At 65.7% G+C, this 13,569-nt stretch carries 17 protein-coding genes; 14 read left to right on the top strand and 3 right to left on the bottom strand.

Annotated features, from left to right (window positions below; translation table 11 throughout):
* Nucleotides 1–115: 115 nt before the first annotated feature.
* Both FCE95_RS15625 and FCE95_RS15630 read right to left on the bottom strand, forming a co-directional pair.
* Complete coding sequence (locus FCE95_RS15625; protein WP_425481314.1) at nucleotides 116–1,285, bottom strand: PQQ-dependent sugar dehydrogenase; 1,170 nt, start codon at nucleotides 1,283–1,285, stop codon at nucleotides 116–118.
* A 174-nt stretch (nucleotides 1,286–1,459) separates the two neighbouring features.
* Nucleotides 1,460–2,566 (bottom strand): PQQ-dependent sugar dehydrogenase, encoded by a 1,107-nt coding sequence (locus FCE95_RS15630; RefSeq protein ID WP_137268239.1) that lies wholly within the window; start codon nucleotides 2,564–2,566, stop codon nucleotides 1,460–1,462.
* Between the two features lie 484 nt (nucleotides 2,567–3,050).
* On the opposite strand from FCE95_RS15630, the gene FCE95_RS15635 reads away from it, so the two are divergent.
* The 6 genes from FCE95_RS15635 to FCE95_RS15660 all read left to right on the top strand — a co-directional run bounded on the left by FCE95_RS15635 (nucleotide 3,051) and on the right by FCE95_RS15660 (nucleotide 6,225).
* Nucleotides 3,051–3,419: an EF-hand domain-containing protein gene (locus tag FCE95_RS15635; RefSeq protein ID WP_137267967.1), complete on the top strand. Its 369-nt coding sequence runs from the start codon at nucleotides 3,051–3,053 to the stop codon at nucleotides 3,417–3,419.
* A gap of 119 nt (nucleotides 3,420–3,538) precedes the next feature.
* Complete coding sequence (locus FCE95_RS15640; protein ID WP_189644802.1) at nucleotides 3,539–3,757, top strand: hypothetical protein; 219 nt, start codon at nucleotides 3,539–3,541, stop codon at nucleotides 3,755–3,757.
* An 83-nt stretch (nucleotides 3,758–3,840) separates the two neighbouring features.
* Nucleotides 3,841–4,593, top strand: a complete 753-nt coding sequence (locus tag FCE95_RS15645; protein WP_137267968.1) for an HAD family hydrolase — start codon at nucleotides 3,841–3,843, stop codon at nucleotides 4,591–4,593.
* 98 nt (nucleotides 4,594–4,691) lie between these two features.
* Nucleotides 4,692–5,057, top strand: coding sequence for a hypothetical protein (locus tag FCE95_RS15650; RefSeq protein ID WP_137267969.1), 366 nt, complete (start codon nucleotides 4,692–4,694; stop codon nucleotides 5,055–5,057).
* 130 nt (nucleotides 5,058–5,187) lie between these two features.
* On the top strand, nucleotides 5,188–5,682 hold the full coding sequence (locus FCE95_RS15655; protein WP_137267970.1) for a hypothetical protein: 495 nt from the start codon (nucleotides 5,188–5,190) through the stop codon (nucleotides 5,680–5,682).
* A 105-nt stretch (nucleotides 5,683–5,787) separates the two neighbouring features.
* On the top strand, nucleotides 5,788–6,225 hold the full coding sequence (locus FCE95_RS15660; protein WP_137267971.1) for a hypothetical protein: 438 nt from the start codon (nucleotides 5,788–5,790) through the stop codon (nucleotides 6,223–6,225).
* 5 nt (nucleotides 6,226–6,230) lie between these two features.
* Here FCE95_RS15660 and FCE95_RS15665 read toward each other — a convergent pair whose 3' ends face one another.
* Nucleotides 6,231–6,431: a hypothetical protein gene (locus FCE95_RS15665; protein ID WP_137267972.1), complete on the bottom strand. Its 201-nt coding sequence runs from the start codon at nucleotides 6,429–6,431 to the stop codon at nucleotides 6,231–6,233.
* Between the two features lie 98 nt (nucleotides 6,432–6,529).
* Between FCE95_RS15665 and FCE95_RS15670 the strand changes: the two genes are divergently transcribed.
* The 8 genes from FCE95_RS15670 (at nucleotide 6,530) to kdpB (ending at nucleotide 13,415) form a co-directional block, all read left to right on the top strand.
* Nucleotides 6,530–6,973, top strand: a complete 444-nt coding sequence (locus tag FCE95_RS15670) for a copper resistance protein NlpE N-terminal domain-containing protein (protein ID WP_189644803.1) — start codon at nucleotides 6,530–6,532, stop codon at nucleotides 6,971–6,973.
* Between the two features lie 7 nt (nucleotides 6,974–6,980).
* Nucleotides 6,981–7,529, top strand: a complete 549-nt coding sequence (locus FCE95_RS15675; protein WP_137267974.1) for a hypothetical protein — start codon at nucleotides 6,981–6,983, stop codon at nucleotides 7,527–7,529.
* Nucleotides 7,526–7,933 carry a GFA family protein gene (locus FCE95_RS15680; protein WP_137267975.1) on the top strand — a complete coding sequence of 136 codons (408 nt, stop codon included), beginning with the start codon at nucleotides 7,526–7,528 and terminating at the stop codon, nucleotides 7,931–7,933. Before FCE95_RS15675 ends, FCE95_RS15680 begins: the two co-directional genes overlap by 4 nt.
* A gap of 12 nt (nucleotides 7,934–7,945) precedes the next feature.
* A complete protein-coding gene (locus FCE95_RS15685) occupies nucleotides 7,946–8,425 on the top strand; it encodes a GNAT family N-acetyltransferase (RefSeq protein ID WP_137267976.1) in 480 nt (159 codons plus the stop codon).
* A gap of 366 nt (nucleotides 8,426–8,791) precedes the next feature.
* Nucleotides 8,792–9,523 (top strand): TorF family putative porin, encoded by a 732-nt coding sequence (locus FCE95_RS15690; protein WP_137267977.1) that lies wholly within the window; start codon nucleotides 8,792–8,794, stop codon nucleotides 9,521–9,523.
* A 12-nt stretch (nucleotides 9,524–9,535) separates the two neighbouring features.
* Nucleotides 9,536–9,628, top strand: a complete 93-nt coding sequence (locus tag FCE95_RS15695; RefSeq protein ID WP_137267978.1) for a potassium-transporting ATPase subunit F — start codon at nucleotides 9,536–9,538, stop codon at nucleotides 9,626–9,628.
* A 12-nt stretch (nucleotides 9,629–9,640) separates the two neighbouring features.
* Complete coding sequence (gene kdpA, locus FCE95_RS15700; RefSeq protein ID WP_137267979.1) at nucleotides 9,641–11,359, top strand: potassium-transporting ATPase subunit KdpA; 1,719 nt, start codon at nucleotides 9,641–9,643, stop codon at nucleotides 11,357–11,359.
* A 13-nt stretch (nucleotides 11,360–11,372) separates the two neighbouring features.
* A complete protein-coding gene (kdpB, locus tag FCE95_RS15705; protein ID WP_137267980.1) occupies nucleotides 11,373–13,415 on the top strand; it encodes a potassium-transporting ATPase subunit KdpB in 2,043 nt (680 codons plus the stop codon).
* Nucleotides 13,416–13,569 lie beyond the last annotated feature (154 nt).

The following is a 13,569-nucleotide window of genomic DNA, read 5'->3' on the forward strand; positions in this document are numbered from 1 at the left end:
AGACACGGATCAAAGCGGAAAGGGCGGATAACAACAAATAATCTAATTTTTATCCGCACTTATCCGATTTTGCGCTTTGATCCGCGTCTAAATTTTTTGACTTTATACGCCTTCGTCAGGCCGGCGTTAGCTTCAGCAAGCGCGCGCCGCCGCCGTCTTCGAGCAGCCAGATCGCGCCGTCGGGCCCTTGTTCGACTTCGCGGATGCGATGGCCCATGTCGTAGCGCGCCGCTTCGCGCGCTTTGACGCCGTCGAATTCGATCCGGATCAGCGATTGCGACGACAGTCCGCCGATGAAGCCGTCGCCCTGCCAACCCGGGAACTGCTTGCCGGAATAGATGATGAAGCCGGCGGGCGAGATCACCGGATTCCAGAACGCTTCGGGCGCGTTGAATTCCGGGCGCGTGTCGTGGTCGGGGATGTCGCGGCCGTCGTAGTGGTTGCCGTTGGAGACGATCGGATAGCCGTAGTTCGATCCGCGTTCGATCAGATTGAGTTCGTCGCCGCCCGCCGGGCCCATCTCGTGTTCCCACAGCCGGCCCTGCGCGTCGAAGGCCAAACCCAGCGCGTTGCGATGGCCCAGCGACCAGATCTGCGCGGTCACGCCGCCTTGGTCGGCGAACGGATTGTCGGTGGGCACGCTGCCGTCGTCGTTGAGGCGCACGATCTTGCCGAGATTGGATTTCATGTCCTGCGCCGGATCGAACTTCTGCCGTTCGCTGGAGCTGATCCACAGCATGCCGTCCTCGTCGAAAGCGATGCGGTGGCCGTAATGGCCGCGGCCGCTCACTTTGGGCACCTGCCGCCAGATCACTTTCAAGTCCGACAAAGCGCCGCCGCCGTTGCCGTCCAAAGCCAGCTTGGCGCGCGCCACCGCGCCGCCGCGCGTGTCGCCATCGCCTCGCTCGGCGTAGCTCAAATACACGATGCCGTTCTCGGCGAATTTCGGATGCAGGACGATGTCGCCCAAGCCGCCTTGTCCGCCGTAGTCGACCGCCGGCACGCCCGACACTTCGCCGATGCGCTTGCTGGCCACGTCCAGCACTTTCAGCTTGCCTTCCTTCTCGGTGACCAGCAGGCGGCCGTCGGGCAGGAAGGTCATCGCCCAGGGTTCGTCGAACTTGGCCACTTCGGTGCTGACGAAGGGCTTGCCGGTTTTCGCGACTGCGGCTGCAGGAGCCGCGGCGCTTTCCGATTGCGCGCCGTTGGCGTTGCTGGCGCCGTTGCAGGCGACCAAGACGAGGGCGGTGCAGGCGACGGCGAGTAGCGAGGGCTTCATCGAGATCTCCGGCAGAGGGATACGTCTGATAAGTATGAAGCAAGCAATGCCCCTCTCCCGTCGGGAGAGGTTGGGGCGAGGTTCGGCGGAGTTGTCGATGTTCCAGCTTACTTCGCTTCTCCGAACCCTCGTCCGCCCTTCGGGCAACTTCTCCCGGAGGGAGGAGGAAATGCAGACACTTCAGAACGGCGTCGGCGTCAACCGCAACAATCGGACGTTGCCGCCGTCTTCCAACAGCCATATCGCGCCGTCCGGACCTTGTTCGACTTCTCGGATCCTTTGCCCCATCGCATAACGCGCCGCTTCGCGCGCTTGTGCGCCGTTGAACTCGATCCTGACCAGCGCTTGCGAAGCCAGCCCGCCGATGAAGCCGTCGCCGCGAAAATACGGGAACAGCGATCCGGTGTAGATGATGAAGCCGGCGGGCGCGATCACCGGCGTCCACCACGCTTCGGGCGCGTTGAATTCGGGGCGCGTGGGATGGTCGGGAATCGGCGTGCCGTCGTAGTGGTCGCCGTTGGAGACGATCGGCCAACCGTAGTTCGAGCCGCGTTCGATCAGATTCAATTCGTCGCCGCCCATCGGGCCCATTTCGTGCGCCCACAAGCGGCCTTGCGGGTCGAAGGCCAAGCCGAGCACGTTGCGGTGGCCCAGCGACCAGATCTGCGCGGTCATGCCGCCTTGCGCGGCGAAAGGATTGTCCGGCGGCACGCTGCCATCGTCGTTCAAGCGCACGATCTTGCCCAGATTGGAATTCATGTCCTGAGCCGGATCGAACAATTGGCGCTCGCTGGAGCTGATCCACAATTTGCCTTGCGCGTCGAACGCGAGCCGATGGCCGTAATGGCCGTAGCCGCCGACTTTCGGTTGCCGCCAAATCACCTGCAGCCCGGACAGGCTGCCGCCGCCGCTACCGTTCAAGTTCAGCTGCGCGTACGCCACCGCCGCCCCGCGCGTGTCGCCCGCCCCCGCTTCGGCGTAGCTGAGGTAGATGCGTCCGTTGCCGGCGAATTGCGGATGCAGCACGACATCGCCCAGCCCACCTTGCCCACCGTACGCGACCGCCGGCACGCCGGTGATGTTGCCGATTTGCTTGGTCGCGGTGTTCAGCAATTTCAGCTGGCCGCCTTTCTGGGTGACGAGCAGGCGGCCGTCGGGCAGGAAGGTCATCGCCCAGGGTTCGTCGAAGCGCGCGATTTCGGTGCTGACGAAAGGCGGATTCGGCAATCGCGAGGCTTGCAGCGGACCGCCGGTGGCGCGAGCCGTCGCGGTGGCGGCGGCCGGCATTGCGGCAGGCGTCGCTTCGGCGTTAGCGGTGCGGGGAACGGGTTTGCGCGCGACGACGGCGACGAATGTGGGTTGCGCGGGACGGTCGGGATCCGCCGCTTCGGCCCGCGCCGATGCCACGCGCGCATCGTCGCAGGAGGACAACACCAAGATCGACGCAAATACGAAGGCCGACGACAGCGATCTGTCCATGGCAGGCACCCGTTCGCGGATAGCGCTGACGACGTTTTACACCATCCGCGCGCAGCTGCGCCATCGCGCGGGCTTTACGTGCGCCGGCGCACTGTCGTGCGTGATTGCGAGCACAGAAAACGCGGTGTATTCAGCTCGGTCGGCCCATAACCCACATCGCCGGCGATGTGGTTAAAGCAACGTAACTCTAACGATTAAGGCCGCGTTCTGATTCAGACAGGGGCTGGCATGGTGCGAGTGTGCGGCGTCGACCGTGCACTCCATCATTCCTGTTCCATGGAGCAAAACATTTATGAAATCACTCAATCGTACGATTCCCCTGCTGGCCCTGACGGCCGCTTTGGCCGCCCCCGCGGCCTTCGCCCAGTCCAGCACCGGCACGCCGTCCCCGGCATCGCCGACGACCGCCGCCGATCAGCAGTCCGCGCCGCCGGACGCCGCGGCCGCGCCTGCCACGACCCAAGGTAAAGCCAAGACCTGGGCCGACGTGGACAGCGACAAGGACGGCAAGATCAGCAAGACCGAATCGGCTAGCGAGCCGGCCGTCGGCCAGATCTTCGATCAGGCCGACAGCAACAAGGACGGCAGCCTGACCACGGACGAATACAAGGCCTATATCGCCAAGTCGAACGGCGCGTCCAAGAGCGACAAGGGCGGCTGATCCGCAAGCGATCCGAGCCTGTGGGCCCGATCGCGGCGCGAAGCCGCGGTCGGGCCCGACTGCGAATTCAGGCGTGCCCCCGCGCGCCGCGATCCACGAACCGAGGGAAGTATTTCGCAATGAACACCAAGATCCGTGATCTTTCCATGGCCTTGCTCGCCGCCGGTGCGTTGACCCTGGCCGCCTGCGCCAGCACCGACGACGCCACCAAGCCGCCGGCCGATTCCACCGCGTCGCCTGCGCCTGCCGACACCACCACCGCACCGCCGGCCGACAGCACCACGCCGCCCGCCGATAGCGCGACGCCGCCGGCTTCGACGCCGACCACGACGCCGTAACGGCGCTCGGAGCATCGAAATGCGGTACGACGGACGAAGGCGGCACGGCCGCCTTCGTCGCGTCCGCGCGCTAAAATCCGCCGATGCGGAACGGCGACGACAACGCGATACGGCTGGTGGGCTTCGACGGCGACGACACGCTGTGGCGAAGCCAGGACTATTTCGACGCCGCGCAGGCGGAATTCGAAAGCATCGTCGGCGCCTACGCCGACTTGGCCGACGTGCGCGTGCACGAGCATCTCTACCAGGTCGAAAAACGCAATCTGGCGTTGTTCGGCTACGGCGTGAAAGGCATGGCGCTGTCGATGATCGAAGCGGCGCTGGAGATCACCGGACAACGCATCGCCGGCCACGACGTTCGGCGCATCGTCGAGCTGGCCAAATCCCTGCTGCAGCATCCGGTGGAACTGCTGCCCGGCGTGCGCGACGCGGTCGAAGCGATCGCCGCCGAACGCGAGGTGGTGCTGATCACCAAGGGCGACTTGTTCCATCAGGAAGCCAAGGTCAGGCAATCGGGTTTGGCGGACGCGTTCCGCCGGATCGAAATCGTCAGCGAGAAGGACGACGCCACCTACGCGCGCTTGTTCGCCGAATTCGGTTTGGAGCCGGCGCGGTTCCTGATGATCGGCAATTCGCTGCGCTCGGACATCGCCCCGGTGCTGCGCCTCGGCGGCTGGGGCGTGCACATGCCTTACCGCACCACCTGGGCGCACGAAAACGAAGCGGACGTCGCCGATCCCTTCCGGCTGCGTACGGTGGAAGGCGCCGCGGCGTTGCCGCAGGCCGTGCGCGAACTGTCGGCGTCCGCGGACGCGCAAATCAGGGTTTCCCGATAGCTCACCGCTTAAGGCGCGGCGCACGATCGCTTCGGTTCCGATGAAGAACGGATATGCGCCCGGGAAAAGCGGTTTGGTTTCTTTGCATGGGGCTGTGCATGGCCGGCCCCGCCGATGCCGCCGACGTGCGCAAGTGCATCGGCAAAGGCGGCAATAGTTATGTGTCGGGCGCATGTCCGCCCGGGATGCGCGAAGCCTGGGTGCGCCAGGTCGTCGCCGAAGCGGCGCCCGCGGTGGATGCGCGCACGGGCCGAACGCGCGCCGATCGCGCCGCCACGCGATCCGGAAAGAAGGCCGGCGGCGGCCATGCCCGACAGCGCCGTTCCTCCGCGCAGGCGCCTGCGGACCGTGCCTGCGAAGCGGCCAAGCGCCGCCGCGCCGAAGTCCGCGATCGGGACTGGTACACCCTCACTTACGAGCAATTGGGCGCTCTGGATCGGCGCGTGGAGCGCGCCTGCCGCTGAAAGCGTTTGCAGGGCTTAGCGTCGGATGAACACGCTGCGCGAAGCCGAAAAAATTACAAAGCGGTTCACGCCGCCGGTCGCATCTTGGCGCTGTCTTCCGCAAGGTGCGGAACACTCCCAGGAGCAAGTCATGACCATCCTGTCCCGTTGGCTGGCCCCCGCCGTTCTCGCAGCCGGTCTAGGTTTCGGCGCGATGGCGCCCACTTCCGCGCAGGCTTACGACGACGATCTGGTCCGCGTCGTCGTCGACGTCGCGGACGTGATCTTCAATGGCGGCCAGCCCTATTACCGCTACGGTCCCGGCTACGGCTACGACAATCGTCTGATCGTGGTCCACGACCGCTATCGCCGCCCGGTCTACTACCGCTACGTGCCGCGCAACACGTACTACCGCTATCGCAGCGGTCCGCCTTACGGCAACGCCTACGGCTACTACCGCGACGGCCGCTGGCACGACGATCGCCGCTGGCGCGATCGCGACCACGACCGCTACGACCGTTATCGCGACGACCGCCGCTGGGAAACCCGCCGCTGGCGCGACGACGACCGCGATTGGGACCGTCACCGCGGCAGCTATCACAAGATCGGCAAAGGCCGCGGCCGCGACCGTGACGATCGCGATTGACGTTGCGCACGCCCGCTGCGCGCCGGTGCGCAACGGGCCGTCCGGGCCGGTTTCAGAAGGCGGATGCTACTCTGTGACCGGCCCGACCGTTTCCAAGGAGCTTCCATGCGCCTGACCCGTTTGATCCTGGCTGCCGCCCTCGCGCTGTCGGCGTTGCCGTCGGCCGCGCATGCGGCCGGACCGATCGATTGCAGGCTGAAGTTCAGCATGTCGGGCTGGTCGGTGTTCTACAAGACGTCTTCCGGCGAAGGCGTGGTGACTTGCGACAACGGCCAGAGCTTGCCGGTGCGGATCAGCACCAAGGGCGGCGGCATCACTTTCGGCAAGTCGCGCATCGACAACGGTACGGGCGAATTCACTGGCGTGTACAACATCCACGACGTGGTCGGCGGCTATGCCGCGGCCGAAGCGCATGCCGGCGCCGGCAAGTCGAGCAAGGCGCAGGTGGTGACCAAGGGCAGCATCTCGCTCGCCCTGGCCGGCAAAGGTTCCGGTTGGGATCTGGGCGTGTCTTTCGGCAGCTTCGTGATCGAAGAGCGCTGAGCGGCTCAGCGCGGCGTCAGCACCGCGTTGTCGCTGTCGACCGCATCGGGCACGCGCAGGGATTTTTCCACGTCGTTGCCCAGCCGGTGCGCAAACCAATTCAGGCTCAGGCCATAAGCCAGCGCTAAGGCGGTGAGCAAAGCCAAGCCGACCAGCCAGCGCCGCAGGCGGCCGGATCGGGGGGCGGGGTGCTGACTGGGACGCATGCCGTACTTCACGGGGCGGGACATCCGAAGACAACGCAAGCCGTATCCCGGCGCGGCCAGATCGATCCAATGCCGCCGGCTGCGGCACAATGGCGCCCATGTCCTCGCGTCTGGCGCCGATCCTGAGCCTGTTGGCCGCCGCCGGCCTGCTCGCGGCCTGCGAGCGTGAGCCGCCGCCGGTCGCGCCCAGCGCCATGCCGCTCTCCGGCGGCGACGGTTCGCTCGGCTGGCGCGGGGTGCTGGGCTGTGCCGACTGCGACGGGATCGACACTTCGCTGGCCTTGTCCCGCGCCGGCGAGCAACGCGAATACCTGCTGGTGGAGACTTACCTGACCGAAGCGGGCGGCGAACGCTTCATCGACCAAGGCCTCTGGCGTCCGCAAGGCGGCGGCTTGATCCGCCTGGAGAGCGCCGACGGCAGTCAGCGCGTGTACGCCGTGCAAAGCGACGGCCGGCTGCAGCCTCGCGACGGACGCGGGCGCCGCTTCGCCCGGCGCGAGGGCGACGTGCTGTCGCCGATCGCCGCGGCGAACGATTTGTGAGCTTGCGATGAAACCGATCTCCTCTCTCGTTCCTTCGATGTTGCGTCCGGCGGCATTCGCGCTGGCCGCGGTGCTGTTCAGCCTGCAAGCCTTCGCCGTCGATCCACCGAAGGGCTGGGAACCGCGCACCGGCGACGCTTGGGTCGATCGCCAGCTGGAAGACGTCAACCGATACGGCGATCGCTACCGCGAAGCTTTCGTCGACGAACTGGTGCGCTACCAAAGCACGCCGCGGGAGCTGGCCGAGGAAACCCTGGCGCAAGGCTGGAAACCCGGCGATCTCTATTACGCCTGCGCGATGGCGCAATCGATCGGACAACCTTGCCGCAACGTGGTCGCCGAGTGGAACCGCGACCACGAACAAGGCTGGCTCGACGTCGGCAAGCGGCTCGGCATCGCGCCCGGTTCGGCGCAATTCGGCGAACTCAAGCGCGGATTCGCCGCCAGCTACGAACGTTGGGCGCGGCCGCTGACGCTCGACGCGGAATCGCGCAAGGCGTCTCCCGGCCGCGGCAAAACCGACGCCTCGGCCAAAGGCGGCAGGCGGACGCGATGAATGCCGCGACGAACGATCTCTCCGTCCATCGCGGCGGCTGCCATTGCGGGCGCGTGCGTTTCGAGGTCGATGCGCCGGCGGCGATCGAAGCGCTGGAATGCCACTGCTCGATCTGCCGGATGAGCGGCTACCTGCATCTGATCGTGCCGGCGTCGCGATTCCGGCTGCTGTCCGGCGGCGACGCGCTGGTCGACTACACGTTCAATACCGGCGTCGCCAAGCACCGGTTCTGCCGGCATTGCGGCATCAAGCCGTTCTACGTGCCGCGCAGCCATCCGGACGGCATCGACGTCAACGTCCGTTGCTTGGATCCGGACACCGTGTCCGCGATAACCGTATCGTTTTTCGACGACGCCGACCGCGATCGCGCGACCGCCGCGGTCGCCCATCTCACCGCTTCCTGATTGGATCGCCGCATGTCCGCCGACTACCGCATCGTGGATTTCGACGCCGCCTGGCGCGACGATTTCGCGCGGCTCAACATCGATTGGCTGGAGCGTTTTTTCGTGGTCGAAGCGGTCGACCGGGAAGTGCTGCACGATCCGGAAACGCACATCCTGCAACCGGGCGGCCGCATCCTGTTCGCGATCGATGCGAAAGACCGCGCGATCGGCACCGTCGCGCTGAAGCACGAGGGCGGGGGCGTCTACGAATTGACCAAAATGGCGGTGGACCCCGGCCATCAGGGCGCGGGCATCGGCCGCGCGTTGATGATGGCCGCGCTGAAGACGTACCGGGAGATCGGCGGCACGGAATTGTTCCTGGAATCCAGTTCCAAACTGGCGCCGGCCTTGAAGCTGTACGAGAGCGTCGGCTTCGAGCACCGGCCCGCGCCGCGGCCCGGTTCGCACTACCAGCGCGCCGACGTCTACATGATCTGGAACTCAGACGCTTAGCGCCACGTTCCTTGCGGAATCCGGAGCTTCCCCGCTGTGCGCTTGTGTAGAGCGGAGCTTGCTCCGCTGCTCTTGCTCTAACGTCGTTGCTTTGTAGAGCGGGGCTTGCCCCGCTGCTTTTTTGCCGGACGTCAAAGAGCGACGGGGGCAAGCCCGCTCTACAAAGCGGAAAGCAGCGGAGCAAGCTCCGCTCTACACAAGCGTATCCGCGCCAAACCGCTGCATCGTTATCGGGCGGCCGGTTACGCCTAAACCGCGAGAATTTACGCATTCTTTATGCCGGGCCGAGTCGCCGGCATAGAGGCTTTACGCGGCCCGGAACCATAGTGGCGAGGTCGGCGGAATGTCTCCGCCAGAGATCGGACCATGTATTCCCTGCAAGCCAGAACGCGCCGCGAGGGCGCGATTCCAGCCGCACTCGCGGCCGTATTCGCATTGGGCGCCGCCGGCGCCGCGCATGCGGCCGACATCACCGGCAACGCCACCCTCACCACCGATTACGTGTGGCGCGGCAGCACCCAGACCCACGGCGATCCGGCCGTGCAGGCCGGCGTCAAAGTGGCCGGCCAGTCCGGCTTCTACGGCTCGGCGTGGGCTTCGAACGTGGAGTTCGCGCCGGAAATTCATGCCAGCAGCGAAGTCGATCTCACCGTCGGCTGGGGCCATGCCTTGAACGACGATTGGGCTCTGGATCTCAATGTCCTGCATTACCGCTATCCGTCGACCACCGTCGACCTCAACTGGACCGAGCTCAACGGCACGCTCACCTGGAAGAACGACTACTGGGCTTCCGTGGGCTATTCGAACGAAGCGCTCGGTTACGACGAGAGCGGCGTATACGGCCTGGTCGGCGCCAAATTTCCGGTCAACGACCGATTCCGTTTCGAAGCCGCCGTCGCCCATTACGCCTTGAAGGACGTGAACGGCGACGGCCGCGACGACGACTACACGCACGGCCTGGTCAGCGCGGTGTGGGCGTTCAATGCACCGTTCGAAGCGCGCGTGACCGCGCACGCCACCGATTCCAAGGCGAAACGGTTCTTCGGCGGCGATTTCGCCGGAAGCCGCATCGAAGCGGCGCTGCAAGCGTCTTTCTGAGGAGAATGTCCCATGCCTGGCTGGTTAGCCCTGATTTGCGCGGTCGCGACCGTAGTCGCGGCCGCTTACCTCCTGTTCGTGGTCTTGTATCCCGATCGTTTCTGACGAGGCGCCGTCATGACTGAATTCCTGTTGGTAATGGCGCTGGCGATCGGCCTGGGCTGGCCGCTCGGGCGCTACCTGGCCGCGGTGATGCGCGCCGCGCCGATGCGCGTGGACGTGCTGTTCGCCTGGATCGAAAAACCGATCTACAAGCTGATCGGCACCGACCCGTCGCGCGGCATGAGCTGGCGCGGCTACGCGAAAGCTTTCGCGCTGAGCAATCTGGCGGTCGGCTCGATCGTCTGGGTGCAGTTCATGACCCAGGCTTGGCTGCCGCTGAACCCCGACGACATCCCGAACATGCGTTGGGATCTGGCGCTGCATACGATGGTGTCGTTCCTGACCAACACCAATCAGCAGCACTATTCCGGCCAGGCGCAGTTGTCCTATCTGTCGCAGATGGTCGGCATCGTCGGCTTGCAAGTCGTCACGCCGATGATGGGCTTGGCGATGGTGGTGGCGACTCTGCGTGGATTGTTCGGCGGACGCGACGAAATGGCGCGCGTCGATGGCCACGGCTATGCCGCGGAAGGCGGCGATCGCGACGTCGGCAATTACTGGGCCGACGTGGTGCGCCCGACGTTCCGTTTCATGCTGCCTTTGTGCCTGTTGCTTTCGGTGCTGCTGACGAGCCAGGGCGTGCCTTCCACGCTCGCCGCCGGACCGACTGTGACGCCGGTCGACGCCAGCGCCGAAATGAAGGCGCAGAAGATTCCGCTCGGCCCGGTGTCGCCGATGGTCGCCGCCAAGCAGCTGGGTTCCAACGGCGGCGGCTGGTACGGGCCCAACAGTGCGACGCCGCTGGAGAATCCCACGCCGTTTTCGAACCTGATCGAAACCTTGGCGATCCTGCTCATCCCGATCGCGATCGTCTTCATGATCGGCCCGTTCACTGGCCGGCGCCGGCTGACCGCGTTCGTGTTCGGCACGATGCTGCTGATGTCGGCGGCCTCGTCGGGCTTGGCGATGTGGTCCGAAGCGCATTCGACCACCGCCGCCGATCCGGCGCTGATGGAAGGCAAGGAAGTGCGGGTAGGTGCCGAAGCCACCGCGTTATGGGCCGCGGTCACCACCCAGGTCAACAACGGTTCGGTCGACGGCATGCTCGATTCGCTGGCGCCGCTGACCGGCCTGGTGTCGCTGACCGACATGCTGATCAACGCGATCTGGGGCGGCATCGGCTGCGGCCTGCAGCAGTTCCTGGTGTATCTGCTGCTGAGCGTGTTCTTGGCCGGATTGATGACCGGGCGCACGCCCGAATTGTTCGGCCGCAAGATCGAGGCGCAAGAGGTGAAACTGCTCGCGCTGCTGATCCTGCTGCAACCGCTGGTCGTGCTCGGCTTCAGCGCGCTGACCTTGGCGCTGCCGCAATTCACCGGCAATTCGAACCCGGGCTTCCACGGCATCAGCCAAGTGTTCTACGAGTACACGTCGGCCTACGCCAACAACGGTTCCGGTTTCGAGGGGCTAGGCGACAACACGTATTGGTGGAACCTCACCTGTTCCGCCGTCTTGGCGCTGGGCCGCTTCCCGTCGCTGATGGTGCCGCTGGCGGTCGCCGGCCTGATGGCCAAAAAGCGCCCCGCGCCGGAAAGCATGGGCACGCTGCGGATCGAATCGGCTACGTTCTCGCTGACCCTGATCGCGGTGATCGTGATCCTGACCGTGCTGCAGTTCATGCCGGCGCTGGTGCTGGGACCGATCGCCGATCACCTCACGCTCGTCGCGAACTGAGCGGAGAACTCACATGAGCGAAATGACCTACAAGACCAAAACCCGCGCCGACCATCCGGCGCTGATCGATGCCGCCGCGTTCCGGCAGGCTTTGATCGAATCCTTCGTCAAGCTCGCGCCGCAGCACCTGGTCAAGAGTCCGGTGATGGCGGTGGTGATGCTCGGTACGATCCTGGGGGCGCTGATTTCCCTGTTCGGCACCGGCAATGCCGGGTTCGGCTGGGCGGTGACGGCGATCTTGTTCGTCACCGTGCTGTTCGCCAACTTCGCCGAAGCGGTGGCCGAAGCGCGCGGCCGCGGCCAAGCGGCGTCGTTGCGCGCTGCGCGCCGCGACCTGACCGCACGCAAGCTCGACGGCGGGGTCGGCAGCGAGAAGCAGGTGCCCGCGGCGCAACTGCGCCCCGGCGATCTGGTGATCGTGTCCGCCGGCGAACTGATCCCCGCCGACGGCGAGATCGAGCGCGGCGTCGCCACGATCAACGAATCCGCCGTCACCGGCGAATCCGCGCCGGTGCTGCGCGAAGCCGGTACCGACCGTTCCGGCGTGATCGGCGGCACCAAGGTGCTGTCCGACGAAATCATCGTCCGGGTCACCGCCGAACCGGGCCACAGCTTCCTCGACCGCATGATCGCGCTGGTGGAAGGCGCCAACCGGCAGAAGACGCCGAACGAAATCGCGCTGACCATGCTGCTGGCGGCGATGACGCTGACCTTCCTGATCGTCTGCGCCACGTTGCCGGCGCTCGGCGCCTTCGTCGGCGTGAAGGTCGATACGCTGCTGCTGATCGCGCTGCTGGTGTGTCTGATCCCGACCACGATCGGCGGCTTGTTGCCGGCGATCGGCATCGCCGGCATGAACCGCGCACTGTCGGCGAACGTGCTGGCGAAATCGGGCAAGGCGGTGGAAGTGGCGGGCGACGTCGACGTGCTGCTGCTCGACAAGACCGGCACCATCACCCACGGCGACCGCCAGGCCACGGCGTTCCATCCGCTGGCCGGCGTCGACGCCTCGCAACTGCGCGACGCGGCATTGCTGTCGTCGCTGGCCGATCCGACGCCGGAAGGCAAATCGATCGTCAAGCTGGCGCGCGAGCAGGGCAGCACGGTGCCCGAGCCGGAGCGCGCGAACTATGTGCAGTTCAGCGCACAAACCCGCATGTCGGGCGTCGACGTGGATAACCGCAGCATCCGCAAAGGCGCCGGCGATTCGATCGTCAAACACGTGCAATCGCTGGGCGGCCAGGCCGTGCCGGAACTGATGGCGCGCATCGACCAGGTCGCGCGCAGCGGCGCTACGCCGCTGGTGGTCGCCGAAGGCCGGCATCTGCTCGGCGTGGTCGAACTGTCCGACGTGGTCAAGCACGGCGTGAAGGAACGCTTCGCCCGGCTGCGCGCGATGGGCGTGCGCACGGTGATGATCACCGGCGACAACCCGCTCACCGCGGCCGCGATCGCCGCCGAAGCCGGCGTCGACGATTTCATCGCCGAGGCCACGCCCGAGGACAAGCTCGCCCGCATCCGCGCCGAACAGGCCGGCGGGCGCTTGATCGCGATGGTCGGCGACGGCACCAACGATGCGCCGGCGCTGGCCCAGGCCGACGTCGGCCTGGCGATGAATTCCGGCACTCAGGCCGCGAAGGAAGCCGGCAACATGGTCGATCTCGACTCGGATCCGGCCAAGCTGCTCGCCGTGGTCGAAGTCGGCAAGCAGCAGCTGATCACGCGCGGCGCGCTGACCACGTTCTCGCTGGCCAACGACGTATCCAAGTATTTCGCGATCCTGCCGGCGATCTTCGCCGCGGCGATCCCGCAGATGGCTGCGTTGAACGTGATGCACCTGTCCAGCCCGACGAACGCGGTGCTGGCGGCGCTGATCTTCAACGCGTTGATCATCCCGGCTTTGATCCCGCTGGCCTTGCGCGGCGTGCGCTTCAAGCCGGCCAGCGCGGTTTCGCTGCTGCGCCGGAACATGCTGGTGTACGGCGTGGGCGGCGTGATCCTGCCGTTCGTCGGGATCAAGCTGATCGATATAGCGTTGTCGGTTCTAGGTATGTAACGGAGAAGGTCTCCCCCTTTAAAAAAGGGGGGTCGAGGGGGATTGCTTTTTGATCTTGCCTTCTGGGTTTTCCGAAAAAAGCAAGATCAAAAAGCAAATCCCCCATCCGCCTTCGGCGGATTCGCCCTCTTTCCAAAGGGGGCAACAGCAAAAG

Source organism: Luteimonas gilva, from assembly GCF_005239095.1.
Classification (GTDB): Bacteria; Pseudomonadota; Gammaproteobacteria; order Xanthomonadales; family Xanthomonadaceae; genus Luteimonas_C; species Luteimonas_C gilva.